This window comes from Rhizobium sp. 22-785-1, from assembly GCF_053521965.1.
Window position 1 is genome coordinate 435,388 of sequence record NZ_JBNWDI010000001.1, and the last position, 20,685, is coordinate 456,072.

The window sequence follows — 20,685 nt, forward strand, 5'->3', positions numbered from 1 at the left end:
CCGTGTTCCTCGCCACCTCCGCGCAGACTCAGCCGGATAGCCTTAGCCTGCGCAGGTTAAATCGTTGGTCAAGACCTCACCTCTCCTTCAATTGGACTCGGCCCGACAGCTCTCCGCCACCAACGGATCGACGCGGGCCTGCGCCCCAGAACGAGGCAAACCAAAAATCTTCTGGCAGTATGATCGGAGCTTTTCGGGACGATCAGCCTCGCCTCTGTAAGCGATGTGCCCATCCGGTCGAATGAGGATCAGTGACGGCTGTTCGATACCGTAAGCACTATGCGCTTCATGATCGAGGTCATAGAGGGAGGTCGGCTTCGTCTCCCCTGCAGTCGCGGTGGCGAGCACCAGGCGGGGACGAATGAAATACCAGTCACTGACGGTCGCGAAACTCGACTGAAGTCGAGCCGAGCTTTCCCGATTGCGCCCGTCGAACCCAAGCAGCGTCCACCCAAAACTTTCTCCATCGGGATTGTAGATGCAATCGAAGAGCGTCGTCGAACTGCCGTCCTGTGCGATCACCTTTGCATCCGGAGCGCGCTCCCCTGCCTTCGGTGCGGTCTTGGTGACCAGGTCCTTTAACCCGGACAGATGGTCCTCGTTCAAGGGGCTTTTCGGGTAGGCAACATTCAATTGCTGCAGATCCGCACTGCCTTGAATGAGCGTGCCGATATCTGGAACGAACCTTGCCGCCAGATCGATCGCGGCATCCTTGATCGCGCCGCGATAAACGCTGTTTTCAAAACCGCGAACCTGTTGATCGTCAAGCCTGCGGTGCTCGCCGCCCCTCTCATCATCATAAGACTGAAGCAGCAGAGGTGCCGCCCAACCGTCAAGGACCATCGCCAAGCGCCAGGCCAAACCCACCGCGTCATGAAACCCCGAATTCATGCCCTGCCCGCCAGCAGGCAGCGCCTCGTGTCCAGCGTCACCTACAAGAAATACCCTTCCCTTGGCGTAGTGGTCCGCAGCCCCATGCTGAAAGCGACTATGCGTCAACCAGATGGGATCGGTGAGCGTCAGTGTCTCGTCCTCGGTAACCTCTCGTGCAATGGCCTGCATTTCCTCTAGAGTCGGGTCTCTGTCCGGAAGACCGGTATCGTCGGACAGGAAGAACAGGCGGTGATACCCGCCCCAGACGGGGAGCACCCCACAGAAGCCTTTCTCGTAATAGAAAAACCACAGATGGTCGAAGTCGGTGGAGCGGCGCCATGTCAGCTTTGCGTCAAGTTGCCGGTTCATGACGTGAGGCAGCTTCTTGAGTTCAAATTCGAGACCCAGTCCCTTGCGGACAGAGCCATCGTGCCCGTCTGCGCCGACGAGGTAACGACAGCGCAAGGTCTCGATGGGTTCAACGATTTGATCTTCATCATCCCGGCTGACCGTGCCGACCGTGACCGTCACACCATCGGCATCCTGCTCGAAGGAGATGACCCTTCTACCTCGCTCGACCTCTCCTGCGCTGCTCCTGATCCGTTCAGTCAACGTCTGCTCGATTACGTCCTGGCCGCTATAGAGAACGGGTCCGTAAGGACTATCGACATCGGCGATCCTGACGGGGTTGACCGGGCGCCCATTCAGCAGCGTGTTGATTTCGGTTATCTGGTAGGATTTCTCTGCAAGGGCATCGCGAAGACCAATGCTCGCCAAGAGTTCCTGTGGACGAGCCCAGAGATTATTGGCGCGGGAATGCGCGCGCGGCTCGTGTCGCTGTTCAAACAGTCGAAATGTCACACCGTGATGCGCCAGCGCACAGGCCGTCGTCAGCCCGATTGGACCGCCCCCGACGATGATCACATCGACATCGAAATTTCTTTTCTCTTGTTCCGCCTTCATAATGTTTCTTTCTCGGATGCCTCGTCGAGATCATCGCCATTCGTTTGGAGAGCTTCGTCCAGTGCTGAATTGAGGTCTCGCAGGACGTCCATGGCGGCGGCCAACCGCTGCGCGCCAACGCGCCTGAGAATGTATTCGTCAAGCGACAGAACGGCCGTCTCGGCCTGTTTCAAAGCTGCCCTGCCAGCTATTGTCAGCACGACGAGCTTTGCCCGCATGTGATGGGGGTTCGGCTCCAGCCTGACAAATCCACGCTCGACCAGAAGATCAGTCACACGCTGTACCGACTGGCGTGTCAAACCCATGTTACGAGCGATGTGCGCGACGGGCAGCGGCAACTGTGCGTAGCCCAACGCTCCTAAAACCTGCCACCATGCCGTCGTCAGTCCAAGTGGCCCGACGATCCGATTGCCCGTATCCACCAACCGACCATTGCTTTCGAAAATAGAAAGCACGAGGCCGCGAACGATCTTCTGGGTGTCATCGGCACTCATGTCAGCCTCCCGTCAAATTGACAACATGCTGTCAACTAGAGATCAAGCTAATGGTTCCAGACACTGACAAAACAAATGGAGGCGTTCACCCCGCCAATCGAATGACCCTGTGCGGTGACAGCGCCCTCACGAATGACTCGTCGTGACTAACAGCAAGGATCGCCCCGTCATAGATTGCCAATGCTCCCTCAAGCGCTGCAATCCCATCCAGGTCCAGATGATTGGTCGGCTCGTCGAGGATCAACAGTTGCGGCGGTGTCACGGCACCAAGTGCGCAAGCGAGCCCGGCCCGCAGGCGTTCGCCGCCGCTCAGATTGGCCGCTTTGCGCAATGCATCGTCTGCGCGGAATTTAAACCGAGCCAACGCAGCATAGGCCTCTCGATCTGCTGTCACGGGGTTGATCTGCTGGAAGTTCTCAAGCAAGCTCATATCACCGGAGAGAGACAGGACGTGCTGATCGAGAACCGCGAAGGGCACCCGCACGTCCACAGCGCCCTCAAATGGTGTCAACGCACCGGAGATCATTTTCAACAGCGTGGACTTGCCGCTTCCATTCGGTCCGGCAAGCAGAATGCGTTCCGACCCAGTCACGGCCATGGTAAGGTCACGGATGACAGGTCGTGATCGGTCATAGCCGCCGGAAACAGCATCGAGGCGAAGGACGGTCTTGCCTGCGACCAAACCGGTCGACGGGATATCCATTCGAATCGGCTGAAGTACTTCTATCCGCGAGCGTGCGGAGGATAATGCTTCCTCGGCCGCCTCGCGTCGGGCATCGCGCAACCGCTGACTTGCGCCGCCGGAGGCCTCCGCCCGCCCCTGCGCCGCATCCATCAATATCTTCGGCTGATCGCCTCTGCTCCGGCTCCTCGCCCCCACACTGTCCTTACGTGCTTTCCGCTCGGACGCTTGCTGCGCGCGCTGTGCCACCTCACGACTTGCTCTTCCCGCATGCAAAAGATCATGTGTCGCCGCGTCCAGTTCTAACTGCTTACGCCCACGGTAGGCACTGAAATTACCGCCATAGCGGGACAACCCAAGCGTCGTGAGTTCTGCAATCGCATCCATCTCTTCCAGCAGTTCGCGATCGTGGCTGACGACGATTGCGCCACCCTTCCAATGACGGACAAGCGCGATCACCAGATCCCGGCCCGCTCTGTCGAGATTGTTGGTCGGCTCGTCCAGCAAAAGGAAATCCGGCCCAGCCATCATTATCGCCGCAAGCGCCGCCCGGACCCGCTGCCCACCAGAAAGATTGGCAAGCCGCGTATCGGGATCGGCGGAGAGACCGTGATCCGCCAGCGCCGACTCCATTCTGGCCCCTAAAGTCCAGTCGGCTTCAGCCAGTTCCTCCACACTTGCCTTCCCCTCGGCTGCAAGGTCAAGGAGCGCCAACGCCTCCTTAAGACCGAAGAGATCGGCAAGCGTCGCATCCTGGTGAATCATCCCGTCTTGGCGCATCAGCGCGACCGTGCCATTCACGGCAACGCAACCGGCGTGCGGGGTCATATCTCCGGCGATCACACGCAAAAGCGTCGTCTTGCCCACACCGTTGCGCCCGACGAGCCCAATGCGCTCATCAGTGAAATTGAAATCGATATTGGTGAAAAGCGGTTTGCCGTCAGGCTTGATGCAGGACAGACCGGAAAGAGAAATCGACGAAACCATAGGACAGTACATCTCGCTGCAGAACCAAGGGTGAAGTGGTTGCGCGTGTAAAATCCATTGTCGTCATCTCTCCTCTATCGAAGCATCTGGAAGATAAGACCGTTTGCCCGATCGTTCAAGTCACATCAATTTTCGCAGGCGTGTCCTGAGAAAACGGCCCACTGTCCGAACCAAAACAAAAAACGCCCGGATTACTCCGGGCGTTTCTATGTCCATTGGCGAGGACCTCCATGAGAGGCCCCTGCCCTGACTGCCTTACTCGGCAGCCGGTGCCTTGTCCGTCATGTCCTGCAGCATCTGGTTGGCGGAAGCAGAGCCAGTGCTCTTCTTGCGCTCCTCGATGATGAGGTCGTCGCGGGTCGTCGCGATGCGGCGGATCTGCGTCATGGTGCCGCCGGTACCAGCCGGAATGAGACGGCCGACGATGACGTTCTCCTTGAGGCCCTGCAGCGTGTCCGTCTTGCCGGCGATTGCAGCTTCGGTGAGAACCTTGGTGGTTTCCTGGAACGAAGCAGCCGAGATGAAGGACGGCGTCTGCAGCGATGCCTTGGTGATACCGAGAAGAACCGGTTCGCCATAGGCAGGCTTCTTGCCTTCTTCGATCAGACGATCGTTGTTGTCTTCCATCTCGATGCGGTCGACGTTGTCGCCCACGATATACTGGCTGTCGCCGGCATCCGTGATCTCAACCTTCTGCAGCATCTGACGAACGATGACTTCGATGTGCTTGTCGTTGATGACAACGCCCTGCAGACGATAGACTTCCTGGATTTCGTTCACGAGGTAGGAAGCGAGTGCCTCCACGCCCTTGATCGCCAGAATGTCGTGCGGTGCCGGGTTACCGTCGAGGATGTACTCACCCTTCTCGATGTAGTCGCCTTCCTGAAGATGGAAGGGCTTGCCCTTCGGGATCAGGTATTCGACTGGCTCGACGCCGTCTTCCGCAGGCTCGATCATCACGCGGCGCTTGTTCTTGTAGTCGCGGCCGAGACGGATCGTACCATCGATTTCAGCGATGATAGCATGATCCTTCGGACGACGCGCTTCGAAGAGTTCGGCAACGCGCGGCAGACCACCGGTGATGTCCTTGGTCTTGGCGCTTTCCAGCGGCGAACGTGCAAGCACATCACCCTGAGAAACCTTCTGACCAGGCTCGACCGACAGAATTGCATCCACTGAAAGCTGGAAGCGGGCTTCGCCGCCACGGGACAGCTTGGCAACAGCGCCAGACGCATCCTTGATGACGATCGCAGGCTTCAGATCCGAACCACGAGGTGTCGAACGCCAGTCGATAACTTGACGCTTGGTGATACCGGTGGATTCGTCGGTCGCTTCGAGAACGGAGAGACCATCGACCAGATCTTCGAAGTGAACAGTACCTTCCACTTCCGTCATCATCGGACGGGTGTAAGGGTCCCACTCTGCCAGACGCTGACCGCGCTTGACCTTGTCGCCATCATCGACGAACAGCTTCGAACCGTAAGCGACGCGCTGCGAAGAACGCTCAACGCCACGCTCATCGAGAATGGTAACCGACATGTTGCGGCCCATGGCGATGAGAACACCTTCCGACGAGCGGAGGATGTTGCGGTTCTTCATCTGGATCGTGCCTTCGTAGGACGCTTCCAGGAACGACTGGTCAACAACGTTGGCCGTGCCACCAAGGTGGAACGTACGCATGGTCAACTGTGTGCCCGGCTCACCGATCGACTGAGCGGCGATAACGCCAACGGCTTCGCCCATGTTGACGGGTGTGCCGCGTGCAAGGTCACGACCGTAGCAGACGCCGCAGACGCCGACCTGGATTTCGCAGGTTAGGGCCGAACGGATGCGAACGGACTGGATGCCAGCCTTTTCGATCACAGCGACATCGGCTTCGTCGATCAGCGTACCGGCCTTGACGATATTCTCGCCAGTCACCGGGTTGTCGATATCGTCGAGCGACGTACGACCGAGAATACGTGCGCCAAGCGAAGCAACGACCTGACCGGCATCGACGATGGCGGTCATGGTGAGGCCCTTGTCGGTGCCGCAATCACGAGAGTTGACGATGCAGTCCTGCGCAACGTCGACGAGACGACGTGTCAGGTAACCGGAGTTCGCCGTCTTCAAAGCGGTGTCTGCAAGACCCTTACGGGCGCCGTGGGTCGAGTTGAAGTACTCGTTAACGGTCAGACCTTCTTTGAAGTTCGAGATGATCGGCGTTTCGATGATCTCACCCGATGGCTTGGCCATGAGGCCGCGCATACCACCGAGCTGACGCATCTGGTTCGGTGAACCGCGGGCGCCGGAGTGGCTCATCATGTAGATGGAGTTCATCGGCTTTTGACGACCGGTTTCCTCGTCGAACTCAACAGCCTTAATGCGGGCCATCATCTCTTCGGCGACCTTTTCAGTCGCCTTGCCCCAGGCGTCGACAACCTTGTTGTACTTTTCGCCCTGGGTGATGAGGCCGTCATTGTACTGCTGCTCGTATTCCTTCACCAGAGATTCGGTGTCGCCAACGATCTTCGCCTTGGTGTCCGGAATGATCATGTCGTCCTTGCCGAACGAAATACCGGCGCGGCAGGCATGGGTGAAGCCGAGCTGCATGATGCGGTCGCAGAAAATGACCGTGTCCTTCTGGCCGCAATGACGGTAGACCGTGTCGATCATCTTGGAGATGTTCTTCTTGGTCATTTCCTGGTTGCAGGTCTCGAACGGCACGTTCACGTTCTTCGGCAGAAGTTCGCCGATAATCATGCGTCCAGGCGTCGTTTCATAGATCTTGGAAACGAGCTTGCCGTCGGCATCCATGGTCTTGAAGCGACCACGGATCTTGGCATGCAGCGTCACGACCTTGTTTTCAAGAGCATGATGCAACTCGCCCATGTCGGAGAAGGCCATGCCTTCGCCGGGCTCGCGCTCGTTCATGATCGATAGGTAGTACAGGCCGAGAACCATGTCCTGCGACGGAACGATGATCGGTGCGCCGTTTGCAGGGTGCAGAATGTTGTTCGTCGACATCATCAGCACGCGTGCTTCCAGCTGCGCTTCGAGCGACAGCGGAACGTGCACGGCCATCTGGTCACCGTCGAAGTCGGCGTTAAACGCCGTGCAGACGAGCGGATGCAGCTGGATGGCCTTACCTTCGACCAGAGTCGGTTCGAAAGCCTGGATACCCAGACGGTGCAGCGTCGGTGCGCGGTTCAGAAGAACCGGATGCTCGCGGATGACCTCGTCGAGGATATCCCAGACTTCCGGCTTTTCCTTTTCAACCAGCTTCTTGGCCTGCTTGACGGTGGAGGAGTAACCCTTCGCGTCAAGGCGGGCATAGATGAACGGCTTGAAGAGCTCGAGCGCCATCTTCTTCGGCAGGCCGCACTGGTGCAGCTTCAGTTCCGGACCGGTCACGATGACCGAACGGCCGGAATAGTCGACGCGCTTACCCAGAAGGTTCTGGCGGAAGCGGCCCTGCTTGCCCTTGAGCATGTCGGAGAGCGACTTCAGAGGACGCTTGTTGGCACCCGTGATGACGCGACCGCGACGGCCGTTGTCGAACAGCGCGTCAACGGATTCCTGCAACATACGCTTTTCGTTGCGGATGATGATGCCCGGTGCGCGAAGCTCGATAAGACGCTTCAGACGGTTGTTACGGTTGATGACGCGGCGGTACAGGTCGTTCAGGTCAGACGTCGCGAAGCGGCCGCCATCCAGCGGAACCAGCGGACGCAAGTCCGGCGGGATGACCGGAACGACCTTCATGATCATCCATTCCGGACGGTTGCCGGATTCCATGAAGTTCTCGACGATCTTCAGACGCTTCATCAGCTTCTTCTGCTTGAGATCCGAGGTGGTCTCAGCAAGATCGGAACGCAGATCGCCAGCGATCTTCTCGAGGTTCATGGAAGCGAGCATTTCATAGATCGCTTCAGCACCGATCATGGCCGTGAACTGGTCTTCACCGAATTCATCGACAGCAATCATGTACTCTTCTTCGGACAGAAGCTGGTTCTGCTTCATCGAAGTCAGGCCAGGTTCGGTCACGATGTAGTTTTCGAAGTAGAGAACGCGCTCTACATCCTTCAGCGTCATATCGAGCAGGGTCGAGATACGCGAAGGCAGCGACTTCAGGAACCAGATATGGGCAACTGGAGCAGCAAGCTCGATATGGCCCATACGCTCACGGCGAACGCGCGACAACGTCACTTCGACGCCGCACTTTTCGCAGATGATGCCCTTGTACTTCATGCGCTTGTACTTACCGCACAGGCACTCATAGTCCTTGATCGGTCCAAAAATGCGCGCGCAGAACAGGCCGTCGCGCTCAGGCTTGAACGTACGGTAGTTGATTGTTTCCGGCTTCTTGATCTCGCCGTAGGACCACGACAGGATTTTTTCCGGCGAAGCGATCGAAATCCGGATGGAATCGAAATGCTGCGCGGGCACCTGCGGGTTGAAAAGATTCATGACCTCTTGGTTCATGCCTTGTCTCCTTAAGGGGATGGAGCCCCTTGCTTGCATCTGGCGCGATCTTTCCCGGGCTGACCGGCCAGTGCTTCAAATATGGATCTATCCGCAAAATGCGGCGAAAGTGTCCGCCCACGAACACGCGTCCGTGAGCGAAACTGGCAGGCGCTCATTTCGAAGCGCCTGCCTTTTCTGATCTTATTCCGCCGCGTCAGGCAGCTGATCGCCAGCCTGCTGCTCTTCGAGCTTGGAGTTTTCCAGCTCGACGGAAAGGCCCAGAGACCGCATTTCCTTGACGAGAACGTTAAAGCTCTCGGGAATACCAGCTTCGAAGGTGTCGTCGCCACGGACGATCGCTTCGTAAACCTTGGTGCGGCCCGCCACGTCGTCAGACTTGACGGTGAGCATTTCCTGCAGCGTGTAGGCTGCGCCGTAAGCTTCCAGAGCCCAGACTTCCATTTCCCCGAAGCGCTGACCGCCGAACTGCGCCTTTCCGCCCAGCGGCTGCTGGGTAACGAGCGAGTAAGGACCGATCGAGCGAGCGTGGATCTTGTCGTCGACAAGGTGGTTCAGCTTGATCATGTACATGTAGCCGACAGTCACCTTGCGGTCGAAAGCCTCACCCGTACGTCCATCATAGAGAACCGACTGACCGGACTCATTGAGACCAGCGCGCTTCAGCATCGAAGCAACATCGGGCTCATGCGCACCGTCGAAGACCGGTGTTGCGATGGAGACGCCCTTGCGGGACTGCTCTGCCAGGCGCACCAGCGCATCGTCGTCGAAGGAAGACACTTCGTCCTTCGCCTCAGACGCGTAGACTTCCGTCAACTCGTTCTTCAGGTCGGTGATGTCCATCGTCTTGCGATACTCGTCGAGCAGCTCGCCGATCTTCTTGCCCATACCGGCGCAAGCCCATGCGAGGTGCGTTTCGAGGATCTGACCGACGTTCATGCGCGAAGGCACGCCCAGCGGGTTCAAGCAGATGTCGACATGCGTACCATCTTCCAGGAACGGCATGTCTTCGACAGGCACGATACGCGAGACGACGCCCTTGTTACCGTGACGGCCAGCCATCTTGTCGCCCGGCTGGATCTTGCGCTTAACGGCCACGAAGACCTTGACCATCTTCATGACGCCAGGAGGCATTTCGTCGCCGCGCTGGACCTTCTCGACCTTGTCCATGAAGCGCTGTTCAAGGCGCGACTTTGACTCGTCGTACTGACCACGCAGAGCTTCGATCTCGGCCTGAACCTTCTCGTCCTCGACCGCAAACATCCACCACTGCGAGCGGGGATATTCGGAGACGACGGCGTTAGAAAGCTCAACACCCTTCTTGAAGCCCTTCGGACCGGCAATCGAAACCTGGCCGCGCAGCATGTCGACCAGACGGCCATAGACGTTGCGGTCCAGAATTGCCTGTTCGTCGTCGCGGTCCTTTGCAAGACGCTCGATTTCCTCGCGCTCGATAGCCATCGCACGTTCGTCCTTTTCGACGCCGTGACGGTTGAACACGCGAACTTCGACGACCGTACCGAACGTGCCGGGAGGCATGCGCATGGAGGTGTCGCGAACGTCGGAAGCCTTTTCACCGAAGATGGCGCGCAGAAGCTTTTCTTCCGGCGTCATCGGGCTTTCGCCCTTCGGCGTGATCTTGCCGACAAGGATATCGCCAGGCTGAACTTCCGCACCGATGTAGACGATACCGGCTTCGTCGAGGTTCTTCAGCGCTTCTTCCGAAACGTTCGGAATGTCGCGCGTGATTTCTTCCGGACCAAGCTTGGTGTCGCGGGCCATCACTTCGAATTCTTCGATGTGGATGGAGGTGAACACGTCGTCGGAGACGATGCGCTCGGACATCAGGATCGAGTCTTCGTAGTTGTAACCGTTCCAAGGCATGAACGCGACGAGCGCGTTGCGGCCAAGTGCCAGGTCACCGAGATCGGTCGAAGGACCGTCCGCGATGATATCGCCCTTGTTCAGAATGTCACCGACGGCGACCAGCGGACGCTGGTTGACGCAGGTGTTCTGGTTGGAACGCTGGAACTTCTGCAGGCGGTAGATGTCAACGCCGGACTTGCCAGCATCGAGATCTTCCGTTGCACGGATAACGATACGCGTCGCATCCACCTGGTCGACCACGCCGCCACGACGGGCTGCAATGGCAGCGCCGGAGTCACGGGCAACGATCGGCTCCATGCCGGTACCGACGAACGGTGCCTCGGCCCGCAGAAGCGGAACGGCCTGACGCTGCATGTTCGAGCCCATGAGAGCGCGGTTAGCGTCGTCGTTTTCCAGGAACGGAATGAGGGCGGCCGCGACCGAAACCAGCTGCTTCGGCGAGACGTCCATCAGGTTGATGTTGTCACGCGGAGCCAGCATAACTTCGCCGGCATGACGGCAAACCACGAATTCTTCCGTGAATGCGCCTTCAGCGTCGAGCTCGGCATTGGCCTGTGCAACGTAATACTTCGCCTCTTCCATAGCGGAGAGGTAGATCACGTCGGTGGTGACCTTGCCGTCCACGATCTTGCGGTACGGGCTCTCGATGAAGCCGTACTTGTTGACGCGCGCAAAGGTCGCCAGGCTGTTGATAAGACCGATGTTCGGGCCTTCCGGCGTTTCGATCGGGCAAATACGGCCGTAGTGGGTCGGGTGAACGTCGCGGACTTCAAAGCCTGCGCGCTCGCGGGTCAGACCGCCCGGTCCAAGAGCCGAAAGACGGCGCTTGTGGGTGATTTCCGAAAGCGGGTTCACCTGGTCCATGAACTGCGACAGCTGCGAGGAGCCGAAGAATTCACGAACGGCAGCAGCTGCCGGCTTCGCGTTGATCAGGTCCTGCGGCATCACAGTGTCGATTTCGATCGAGGACATACGTTCCTTGATCGCGCGTTCCATGCGCAGGAGACCCAGACGATACTGGTTTTCCATCAACTCGCCGACAGAACGAACACGGCGGTTGCCGAGGTTGTCGATGTCGTCAATTTCGCCCTTGCCGTCACGCAGCTCGACCAGCATCTTAACCACGGCCAGGATGTCGTCCTTGCGCAGCGTGCGCACGGTGTCTTCCACGTCGAGGTCGAGACGCATGTTCATTTTGACGCGACCGACGGCCGAAAGGTCGTAACGCTCGGCGTCGAAGAACAGCGAGTTGAACATGGCTTCCGCAGAATCCATGGTCGGCGGTTCGCCCGGGCGCATCACGCGGTAGATATCGAACAGAGCGTCCTGACGGTTCTCGTTCTTGTCTGCAGCAAGCGTGTTGCGGATATAGGCGCCAACATTGACGTGGTCGATGTTGAGGACAGAGATTTCGTCGAAGCCATGACCGAGAATGACGGTCAGCGCCTTATCGTCGATTTCATCGCCAGCTTCGAGATAGATTTCACCCGTCTCATAGTTGACGATGTCTTCGGCCAGGAAATTGCCGTACAGATCTTCGTCGCTGGCCTTGAGAGCCTTTAGACCCTTCTCGGTCAACTGACGCAGCAGACGCGGGGTCAGCTTTTTGCCACCCTCGACAACGACTTCGCCGGTGTCGGCATCGATCATGTCGGTGATGACCTTGGCGTTCTTCAGCGTCTCGGGCTGGAACGGGATGCGCCATCCGTCGCCTTCGCGTGCGTAGGTCGCCTTGGTGTAGAAGGTCGACAGAATTTCTTCGCCATCCATGCCAAGCGCCATGAGGAGCGAGGTGACAGGAAGCTTGCGGCGACGGTCGATACGCGCGAACACGACATCCTTGGCGTCGAACTCGATATCGAGCCAGGAGCCGCGGTAAGGGATGACACGCGCAGCAAAGAGCAGCTTGCCGGAAGAGTGGCTCTTGCCCTTATCGTGGTCGAAGAACACGCCTGGCGAACGGTGCATCTGAGACACGATAACGCGCTCGGTGCCGTTGACGATGAACGTGCCGTTATTGGTCATGAGCGGCATGTCGCCCATGTAGACCGACTGTTCCTTGATATCCTTGATGGACTTCGCGCCTGTATCCTCGTCGATATCGAACACGATGAGGCGTAGCGTCACCTTGAGCGGCGCTGCGTAGGTCAGATCGCGCTGACGGCATTCCTCGACATCGAACTTCGGTGCTTCGAATTCGTAGGATACGAATTCCAGCATGGACGCGCCGGAGAAGTCGGTGATCGGGAATACGGATTTGAATACGGCGTTCAATCCCTCGTCGGGACGTCCGCCCTTGGGCTCGTCAACCATGAGGAATTGGTCATACGAAGCCTTCTGAACCTCGATGAGGTTCGGCATTTCCGCTACTTCTGGAATTTTGCCGAAAAACTTGCGTACGCGCCTACGACCGTTAAACGAAAGGGTCTGAGCCATCGTCGCTCCTTTAAAATTGCATCCGGGCCTGCAACGGACGGGTACCGATGGCCAGTCGACCCCGTCGAATAATGGGTAAAATCAATCTCGTTCCACTTCCCGGATCGATCAGGCCGGATTGCCTGATGAGCTGGTTCGGAACCATTCTCTTGAAGAACCCATTACCCAAGAACCGTTTTCAGGCGGTTCTTGGGTAATCGGTTTCAAACAGAGCGATAATGGGAGAAGGATTTTCCTTCTCCCATCAGCAATCTTAAAGATTACTTAACGTCGACCTTAGCGCCGGCGTCTTCAAGCTTCTTCTTGAGGTCAGCAGCTTCAGCCTTGGAAACAGCTTCCTTGACAGGCTTCGGAGCGCCTTCAACGAGGTCCTTAGCTTCCTTCAGGCCGAGGCCGGTGATGCCACGAACTTCCTTGATGACGTTGATCTTGTTGGCGCCAGCGTCAACCAGGATAACGTCGAATTCGGTCTTTTCTTCTTCAGGAGCAGCAGCGGCAGCAGCGCCACCAGCAGCAGCAACTGCTACAGGAGCAGCAGCCGAAACGCCCCACTTCTCTTCGAGAAGCTTGGAAAGCTCAGCAGCTTCCAGAACGGTCAACGAGGAGAGGTCTTCTACGATCTTTGCGAGATCAGCCATTTTTCAGTTCCTTTAATTCGGTTCGAACCGGTTTGAATATTTACAGCGAAAAACCGCCTTAAGCGGCTTCGTCCTTCTTGGAGTAAGCCGAGAACACACGAGCAAGCTGGCTTGCCGGTGCTGCCACAACCGTTGCGACGCGGGTTGCCGGGGCATTGAGAAGGCCCAGCAGCTTCGCACGCAGCTCGTCCAGCGAAGGCAGAGTCGCAAGCGACTTGACTGCATCAGCTGTCAGCGTGGTTGCGCCCATGGCGCCGCCCAGTACAACGACCTTGTCGTTGGTCTTGGCGAAGTCCATGACGACTTTCGGAGCAATCATAGGGTCAGTGCTGTATGCAATCAGCGTCTGTCCCTTGAAGAGATCTGACATCCCTTCCGACTCCGTACCCTGAAGAGCGATCTTGGCCAGGCGGTTCTTCGCGACCTTGACGGTGCCGCCAGCAGCACGCATTTTCGAACGAAAATCGTTCATCTGCGCAACTGTGACACCAGCATAGTGGGCCACGACAACTGAACCGGAAGCCTTGAAGACTTCGTTCAGCTCCGTGACGAATTCGCGTTTTTCCGCTCTTTCCACTGTCTGTCTCCAGTAGATGACTACACATTGAATGTGCACCCATCGGGTTTGCCTTTGCCCCAAGGGTTTTCGTTGCCGAAATCCCAAGCGACGCTTGAGGATCCTGTCCCCCGCTCTGTCGCCGCAAACGGCTTCAGGCACAGGCACATCAGGTTCGAACCGGATTATTTAGCATCGTCTCGATGCGAAAATCCGGGCTCTTACCCGTCTCATGCAGGTTGAATGATTAAGGCCAATATCTCGGGAGATACCAACCACCTGCAATCTCGGACAGGAATTCCGGGTTACCCCGGAAATTTCCGGCTCTTGCGAACCGGAAATCAGTATTGCCGCGCCTCCTTGGAAGGCGCAGCGAAATCAACTTAAGCCGTAACCGACGAAGGGTCGATCTTGAAGCCTGGGCCCATGGTCGAGGAGATCGCTACGCGCTTGACGTAGTTGCCCTTTGCACCGGTAGGCTTAGCCTTGATGACGGCGTCAGCAAAAGCCTTGATGTTTTCTTCCAACGCCTTGGCATCGAACGAAGCCTTGCCAACGCCGGCGTGAACGATACCGGCCTTTTCGACGCGGAACTCGACAGCGCCACCCTTGGAAGCCTTGACGGCACCAGCGACATCCATCGTAACCGTACCGACCTTCGGGTTCGGCATCATGCCGCGTGGGCCGAGAACCTTGCCGAGACGACCGACGAGCGGCATCATGTCAGGGGTCGCGATAACGCGGTCGAAATCGATCTTGCCGCCCTGAACCGTTTCCAGCAGGTCTTCGGCGCCAACGATGTCTGCACCAGCAGCCTTGGCTTCATCAGCCTTGGCGCCACGAGCAAAAACAGCAACGCGAACGTCACGGCCTGTGCCGTTCGGCAGATTGACAACGCCACGAACCATCTGGTCGGCGTGACGCGGGTCAACGCCGAGATTCATTGCAACTTCAATGGTTTCGTCGAACTTGGCGACAGCCCGTTCCTTAACCATCGAGATGGCGTCGGTCAGGACGTAGAGCTTGTTCGGGTCAACACCTTCACGGGTCTTCTGTACGCGCTTTGCAAGCTTAGCCATGATCAACCTACCACTTCCAGGCCCATGGCGCGGGCAGAGCCCTCAACCATTGCCATTGCGCCTTCGATGTTGGCTGCATTCAGATCCTTCATCTTGGCTTCTGCGATCGTCTTGACCTGAGCCTTGGTGATGGAGCCGACCTTGGCGCCCTTACCAGGCGTCTTGGAACCGGAGGTGATCTTAGCTTCCTTCTTCAGCCAGTACGTCATTGGTGGCTGCTTCATGACGAAGGTGAAGGACTTGTCCTGGTAATAGGTGATGACGACCGGGATCGGCATACCCTTTTCCATTTCCTGCGTGGCGGCATTGAACGCCTTGCAGAATTCCATGATGTTAATGCCACGCTGACCAAGTGCCGGGCCGATTGGCGGGGACGGGTTAGCCGATCCTGCCTTAACCTGCAACTTGAGCTGGCCTGCAACTTTCTTAGCCATTACTCTCTGCCTTTCAAATCGAACCGGTTTCCCGGTCCATATGCCGGAATAACCGGCGGCTGCGGTTGCGTGGTTCGACCCCTGCCCCGGCTTCAGAGCCAGATGATCTTCCACGCGCTTTGCGGCCCTGGCCGCATCACATCAGGCTGTAGAAGCAAATGCTTGCTCTATAATCCTGATGTATTTGACAAAGGGCGAAACCACCCTCCGAAACTTGATCAGACCTTCTCGACCTGATTGTACTCGAGCTCTACCGGAGTAGCGCGACCGAAGATCGACACTTCGACCTTGAGGCGCGAGCGCTCCTCGTCAACGTCCTGAACGACACCGTTGAACGATGCGAACGGACCGTCGGAGACGCGAACCTGCTCGCCGATTTCGAACGAAACCGAAGACTTCGGACGCTCGACACCTTCCTGGACCTGACCGAGAATACGGTCAGCCTCGGAATCCGGAATCGGAACCGGCTTATTGTCGGAACCGAGAAAGCCGGTGACCTTCGGCGTATTCTTGATGAGGTGATAAGCCTCATCCGTCAAGTTAGCGCGCACCAGCACGTAACCTGGAAAGAACTTGCGCTCGCTATCAACCTTGCGGCCACGACGCACCTCAACGACCTTTTCAGTCGGAACGAGGATTTTTTCGAACAGATGGTCCAGACCCTTCTGGCGAACCTTTTCTTCGATCGATTCAGCGACCTTCTTCTCGAAATTCGAGTAGGCCTGAACAATGTACCAACGCGCTGCCATTATAGCTCTCCGTTCGATGCGTTAGCGGCCGACATTCAGCACGAGGCTGAGCAACCAGCCGATGAGCTGATCTGCCGCAAAGAAGAACAGAGCCGCAAAGATGACCATAACCAGCACCATAGCCGTGGAAATCATGGTCTCGCGGCGCGATGGCCAAGTGATCTTCGACGCTTCGGCGCGCACCTGCTGCAGAAACGTAAACGGGTTGGTTTTGGATGCCATTGACTGCCCACGCAATTACGGCGCGTAAAGCCGATACTAATCAGCCCCACGCACCGCGTGTCTGTTTTGACCCTACATAAACGCCGATTCCCTTTTTAACAAGAGAAAATCGACATTCGGTGAATTCGCCGGATACCCGGCACCCAATCGCCATGCAGCGAGATTGCGCGCTTGCGACTGAGAAAATGGCAGGGGCAGTAAGGCTCGAACTTACGACCTGCGGTTTTGGAGACCGCCGCTCTACCAACTGAGCTATACCCCTTCAGACCAAACCAGACTCAGCAATTCGCCTCGTCCGCCCGGTGTGTGCCTCCTTTAAGACGGCGCGCCGCGATTGGCAAGCGTCTTTTTACATTTTTCCAAAGTCAGACGATGCACGCAGACCACTGACAATAAGAACCCGCGACATTCACAACTACGTTTCTTGAAATACAATTTTCTAAAGTATTAAGAAAGTATTTACCTAATATATCAGAATTTTTCCTAGAAAAAATTCAATTATTCGAGTGAACCAATATCGATGCCGCATCGTTATGGCACCGTCTTGCTGGGCCTTTTAGTGGGCAACTGGACATTGTCGCTCGAATGAATTGCAGCGGCGCTTCAAGACCATTTTTATGCTGCAGGAAGAGATGATGACTTCCCGCGCGCTCATCGGCGGTGCGGGTGCTCGGTCATGCTGGGTGGGTCGCATTAGGGTTCCTCTATCATCTGCGGCTAAGACACATGATGAAGCAACTGCAACATATGAAGACCTCCTTCAAGATTACAATCACCTTCGCGATTCTCATCGTTGTCGCGGCAACGGTCAGTATCCTGAATTATCGCAGCATTCATTTCATCGACAAGACGAATGGCTGGATACAGCACACGAATGAGGTCTATCGGGCGACGAACAAAATTCTCGTGGCCATCGTCAATCAGGAAACTGGCTTGCGTGGTTACCTCATTGCGGGAAACGATGCATTCCTCGATCCCTATCGCGGCGGCATCAGTGATTATGAAGCGGGCCTCGCCAATGTGAAGGCGTTGACTTCAGACAATCCCGCCCAGCAGCAACGACTTGCCAACCTTGACGAACAGGCAAAGGCTTGGCGCGCCAACATCGCGGAAAAAGAGATTGCGCTGATGCGCAATACATCCACCGCCGAGCAGGCCAGAGCGTTGGAAGCTCAGGGCGCGGGCAAAGCCTATATGGACAAGATCCGCAGCACCATTGCGGAAATTCAGGAAACCGAGCGCAGCCTGATGGACGCGCGAAGTGCTGACGGCGATGCTGCGGTTGGCAACTCAGACTGGGTCAACATCGGCGGCCTGATCGGCCTTACAGGCTTCGCGCTTTTCGGCGGCTTTGCTCTTTATCGCGGCATCGCCGAACCCGTCGGCAGTTCGACAGCCGTCATGCGCAAGCTGGCCGATGGTGATCTGGACGTCGACGTCCCTTTCACAGAGTTGAAGAACGAGCTGGGTGAAATGGCCCGTGCAGTCGAAGTCTTCAAACAGAATGCTATCAAGGTTCGTGAGCTGAATGCGCAGGAGGCAGCACTACAGGCAAAGAGTGCCGACCTCCAATCGAACATCGGCGAAGTGGTCTCCGCCGCCGTGGCTGGCGACTTCACCAAGCGCATTACCAAGAACTACGGCAATGTCGACCTCGACAGGTTTGCAGCCCAGGTCAATGAACTGGTCGCTTCCGTCGATCATGGCGTAGCAGAAACCCGGCGCGTTATCTCTGCTCTTTCGGACGGCGATCTGACGGCAGGCATGCATGGCGAATTCCAGGGTGCATTTGCCGAACTGCGTGACAACGTCAATCACACCATGGCAAACCTGCGCCATCTTCTCGGCCAGGTTCGCATCGCGATCGAAACAATCAATAGTGGCGCGGGCGAAATGCGCACAGCGTCTGGCGAGTTGTCCAAGCGGACCGAGCAGCAAGCTGCGTCTCTTGAGGAGACCTCCGCGGCACTGGAGGAGATCACCGCTGCGGTGAAAAACTCCACCGAGCGGGCAACGGAAGCAAGCCATATGGTAGACGAGGCACGCCGCTCGACCGAACAGTCCAGCGCAGTGGTGCAGAATGCCGTTTCCGCCATGGGCCGCATAGAGCAGGCCTCGGGCGAGATCGGCCAGATCATCAACGTGATCGACGAGATCGCATTCCAGACCAACCTTCTCGCCCTCAATGCAGGCGTGGAAGCAGCGCGCGCTGGCGAAGCAGGAAAGGGATTTGCCGTCGTCGCACAGGAAGTCCGCGAGCTTGCGCAACGCTCCGCTCACGCTGCCAAAGAAATCAAGACACTGATCTCCCGCTCCGGCGACGAGGTGCAGACCGGCGTAAAACTGGTAACGGCGACCGGCGACGCGCTCGGCCAGATCCAGAGCCATGTGATCAAGATCAACGAGCACGTCCACTCGATTGCGACCGCAGCGCGGGAACAGTCTACTGGATTGTCGGAGGTCAACACCGCGGTCAATCACATGGACCAGATGACACAGCAGAATGCCGCCATGGTGGAGGAATCGACAGCCTCCTCCAACCGCCTGGCCGACGAGGCGTCCAATCTCGCCCGCCTCATCACCCGCTTCAAGCTGGACGATGCGGCCCCTGCCCTTCGCGCGGCACCACTCGATGCACCGCCAATCCTCTCCCCTGCCCGCGCATTGGGCGGCAGGTTGAGCAGAGCGTTCAGCGGAAGAACAGCGGCAGTTGCTTCTCCCGGTCAGTGGGAGGAGTTCTAAAGGCGACGATGCCCACCACCCCAGTCCCAACGAGGCGGAGTGGCGACCATCAGACGATAGGTCTTTGAACGTCCATCCGGTGCGTCCCCTCACCGGATGTTTTTGTTTCTACGCGAAGTCCGAGCGCAGACCCAACTCTGCCGGCTAGCAGCCAGATCTGTTGGAGACACATCCCAGGCACCCGAAAACGCAAAAGCCCCGCTGTCTCCAGCGGGGCTTTCTCAAATCCCTTGCGGGAAAAGATTACTCGATGATCGAAGCAACGATGCCGGCGCCGACGGTACGGCCGCCTTCGCGGATCGCGAAGCGCAGCTTTTCTTCCATCGCGATCGGAACGATCAGCTCGACTTCAACAGTGACGTTATCGCCAGGCATAACCATTTCCGTGCCTTCTGGAAGCGAAACGATACCGGTAACGTCAGTCGTACGGAAGTAGAACTGCGGACGGTAGTTCGTGAAGAACGGCGTATGACGGCCACCTTCTTCCTTCGTCAGGATGTAGGCTTCTGCCATGAACTTCTTGTGCGGCTTGACAGAACCTGGCTTGCAGAGAATCTGACCACGCTCAACGCCATCGCGCTGTACGCCACGAACCAGAGCACCGATGTTGTCGCCAGCCTGGCCCTGATCGAGCAGCTTGCGGAACATTTCAACGCCGGTAACAGTCGTCTTCGACGTCGCGCGGATGCCGACGATTTCGACTTCTTCACCAACCTTGACGATACCGCGCTCAACGCGACCCGTCACAACCGTACCACGACCAGAGATCGAGAACACGTCTTCGATCGGCATCAGGAACGGCTGGTCGATCGGACGCTCAGGCGTCGGGATGTAGGCGTCAACCTGAGCCATCAGCTCGCGGATTGCGTCTTCACCGATCTTCTTGTCGGAATCTTCGAGAGCGGCCAGCGCCGAACCCTTGACGATCGGAATGTCGTCGCCTGGGAAGTCGTAGGACGACAGAAGTTCGCGAACTTCAAGCTCGACGAGCTCGAGAAGTTCCGCGTCGTCAACCTGGTCGACCTTGTTGAGGAATACGACAATCGCCGGAACGCCAACCTGGCGAGCAAGCAGGATGTGCTCGCGCGTCTGCGGCATCGGGCCGTCAGCAGCAGAGCAAACCAGGATAGCGCCGTCCATCTGGGCAGCACCGGTGATCATGTTCTTCACGTAGTCGGCGTGGCCGGGGCAGTCAACGTGAGCGTAGTGACGGTTCGGCGTCTCATACTCAACGTGTGCCGTCGAAATCGTGATACCACGAGCCTTTTCTTCAGGAGCGGCGTCGATCTGGTCATACGCCTTGAACTCGCCGAAGAACTTCGTGATCGCTGCCGTCAGAGACGTCTTGCCGTGGTCAACGTGACCGATCGTGCCGATGTTGACGTGCGGCTTCGTCCGCTCAAACTTGCTCTTTGCCATGTGAATTGCTTCCTGTGAACGTGAAGTAGTTTCCCCGGCGAACCGGTTTGGTGTGGCCGT

The 20,685-nt window shown here is 57.4% G+C and carries 13 protein-coding genes and 1 tRNA gene; 1 reads left to right on the forward strand and 13 read right to left on the reverse strand.

Going from position 1 to position 20,685, the window contains the following annotated elements; all coding sequences use genetic code 11:
- Positions 1-87: 87 nt before the first annotated feature.
- From ACQZ5M_RS02115 to ACQZ5M_RS02170, 12 genes are all read right to left on the reverse strand, one after another.
- Complete coding sequence (locus ACQZ5M_RS02115; protein ID WP_296075552.1) at positions 88-1,836, reverse strand: FAD-dependent monooxygenase; 1,749 nt, start codon at positions 1,834-1,836, stop codon at positions 88-90.
- Positions 1,833-2,330, reverse strand: coding sequence for a MarR family winged helix-turn-helix transcriptional regulator (locus ACQZ5M_RS02120; RefSeq protein WP_296075550.1), 498 nt, complete (start codon positions 2,328-2,330; stop codon positions 1,833-1,835). Before ACQZ5M_RS02120 ends, ACQZ5M_RS02115 begins: the two co-directional genes overlap by 4 nt.
- Before the next feature lie 85 nt (positions 2,331-2,415).
- The gene (locus ACQZ5M_RS02125) at positions 2,416-3,999 is read right to left on the reverse strand and encodes an ABC-F family ATP-binding cassette domain-containing protein (RefSeq protein ID WP_449078976.1); all 1,584 of its coding nucleotides are present in this window, start codon (positions 3,997-3,999) and stop codon (positions 2,416-2,418) included.
- 255 nt (positions 4,000-4,254) lie between these two features.
- The gene (gene rpoC / locus ACQZ5M_RS02130) at positions 4,255-8,463 is read right to left on the reverse strand and encodes a DNA-directed RNA polymerase subunit beta' (protein WP_449078977.1); all 4,209 of its coding nucleotides are present in this window, start codon (positions 8,461-8,463) and stop codon (positions 4,255-4,257) included.
- A gap of 183 nt (positions 8,464-8,646) precedes the next feature.
- Positions 8,647-12,786, reverse strand: coding sequence for a DNA-directed RNA polymerase subunit beta (gene rpoB / locus ACQZ5M_RS02135; protein ID WP_449078978.1), 4,140 nt, complete (start codon positions 12,784-12,786; stop codon positions 8,647-8,649).
- 260 nt (positions 12,787-13,046) lie between these two features.
- On the reverse strand, positions 13,047-13,424 hold the full coding sequence (gene rplL, locus ACQZ5M_RS02140; RefSeq protein WP_004442635.1) for a 50S ribosomal protein L7/L12: 378 nt from the start codon (positions 13,422-13,424) through the stop codon (positions 13,047-13,049).
- A gap of 58 nt (positions 13,425-13,482) precedes the next feature.
- Entirely contained in the window at positions 13,483-14,001 is a 519-nt protein-coding gene (gene rplJ / locus ACQZ5M_RS02145) for a 50S ribosomal protein L10 (protein ID WP_296075535.1), read from the reverse strand.
- 362 nt (positions 14,002-14,363) lie between these two features.
- A complete protein-coding gene (gene rplA / locus ACQZ5M_RS02150; protein WP_296075533.1) occupies positions 14,364-15,059 on the reverse strand; it encodes a 50S ribosomal protein L1 in 696 nt (231 codons plus the stop codon).
- Between the two features lie 2 nt (positions 15,060-15,061).
- Positions 15,062-15,493 (reverse strand): 50S ribosomal protein L11, encoded by a 432-nt coding sequence (gene rplK / locus ACQZ5M_RS02155; RefSeq protein ID WP_062588826.1) that lies wholly within the window; start codon positions 15,491-15,493, stop codon positions 15,062-15,064.
- 218 nt (positions 15,494-15,711) lie between these two features.
- On the reverse strand, positions 15,712-16,242 hold the full coding sequence (gene nusG / locus ACQZ5M_RS02160) for a transcription termination/antitermination protein NusG (protein ID WP_296075560.1): 531 nt from the start codon (positions 16,240-16,242) through the stop codon (positions 15,712-15,714).
- A 21-nt stretch (positions 16,243-16,263) separates the two neighbouring features.
- Complete coding sequence (gene secE, locus ACQZ5M_RS02165) at positions 16,264-16,464, reverse strand: preprotein translocase subunit SecE (protein WP_003523719.1); 201 nt, start codon at positions 16,462-16,464, stop codon at positions 16,264-16,266.
- Positions 16,465-16,650: 186 nt separating this feature from the next.
- Positions 16,651-16,726 (reverse strand) — tRNA-Trp (locus ACQZ5M_RS02170).
- A 464-nt stretch (positions 16,727-17,190) separates the two neighbouring features.
- Here ACQZ5M_RS02170 and ACQZ5M_RS02175 point away from each other — a divergent pair.
- The gene (locus ACQZ5M_RS02175; protein ID WP_449078979.1) at positions 17,191-19,206 is read left to right on the forward strand and encodes a methyl-accepting chemotaxis protein; all 2,016 of its coding nucleotides are present in this window, start codon (positions 17,191-17,193) and stop codon (positions 19,204-19,206) included.
- Between the two features lie 243 nt (positions 19,207-19,449).
- Here the strand turns inward: ACQZ5M_RS02175 and tuf are convergent, their stop codons facing one another.
- The gene (tuf, locus tag ACQZ5M_RS02180) at positions 19,450-20,625 is read right to left on the reverse strand and encodes an elongation factor Tu (RefSeq protein ID WP_296082073.1); all 1,176 of its coding nucleotides are present in this window, start codon (positions 20,623-20,625) and stop codon (positions 19,450-19,452) included.
- Positions 20,626-20,685: the final 60 nt, after the last annotated feature.

Bases quoted from the DNA above. Each gene is read 5' to 3' on its own strand.
- ACQZ5M_RS02115 (WP_296075552.1), bottom strand. From the start codon at position 1,836: ATGAAGGCGGAACAAGAGAAAAGAAATTTCGATGTCGATGTGATCATC.
- ACQZ5M_RS02120 (WP_296075550.1), bottom strand. From the start codon at position 2,330: ATGAGTGCCGATGACACCCAGAAGATCGTTCGCGGCCTCGTGCTTTCT.
- ACQZ5M_RS02125 (WP_449078976.1), bottom strand. From the start codon at position 3,999: ATGGTTTCGTCGATTTCTCTTTCCGGTCTGTCCTGCATCAAGCCTGAC.
- rpoC (WP_449078977.1), bottom strand. From the start codon at position 8,463: ATGAACCAAGAGGTCATGAATCTTTTCAACCCGCAGGTGCCCGCGCAG.
- rpoB (WP_449078978.1), bottom strand. From the start codon at position 12,786: ATGGCTCAGACCCTTTCGTTTAACGGTCGTAGGCGCGTACGCAAGTTT.
- rplL (WP_004442635.1), bottom strand. From the start codon at position 13,424: ATGGCTGATCTCGCAAAGATCGTAGAAGACCTCTCCTCGTTGACCGTT.
- rplA (WP_296075533.1), bottom strand. From the start codon at position 15,059: ATGGCTAAGCTTGCAAAGCGCGTACAGAAGACCCGTGAAGGTGTTGAC.
- rplK (WP_062588826.1), bottom strand. From the start codon at position 15,493: ATGGCTAAGAAAGTTGCAGGCCAGCTCAAGTTGCAGGTTAAGGCAGGA.
- nusG (WP_296075560.1), bottom strand. From the start codon at position 16,242: ATGGCAGCGCGTTGGTACATTGTTCAGGCCTACTCGAATTTCGAGAAG.
- secE (WP_003523719.1), bottom strand. From the start codon at position 16,464: ATGGCATCCAAAACCAACCCGTTTACGTTTCTGCAGCAGGTGCGCGCC.
- ACQZ5M_RS02175 (WP_449078979.1), top strand. From the start codon at position 17,191: ATGATGAAGCAACTGCAACATATGAAGACCTCCTTCAAGATTACAATC.
- tuf (WP_296082073.1), bottom strand. From the start codon at position 20,625: ATGGCAAAGAGCAAGTTTGAGCGGACGAAGCCGCACGTCAACATCGGC.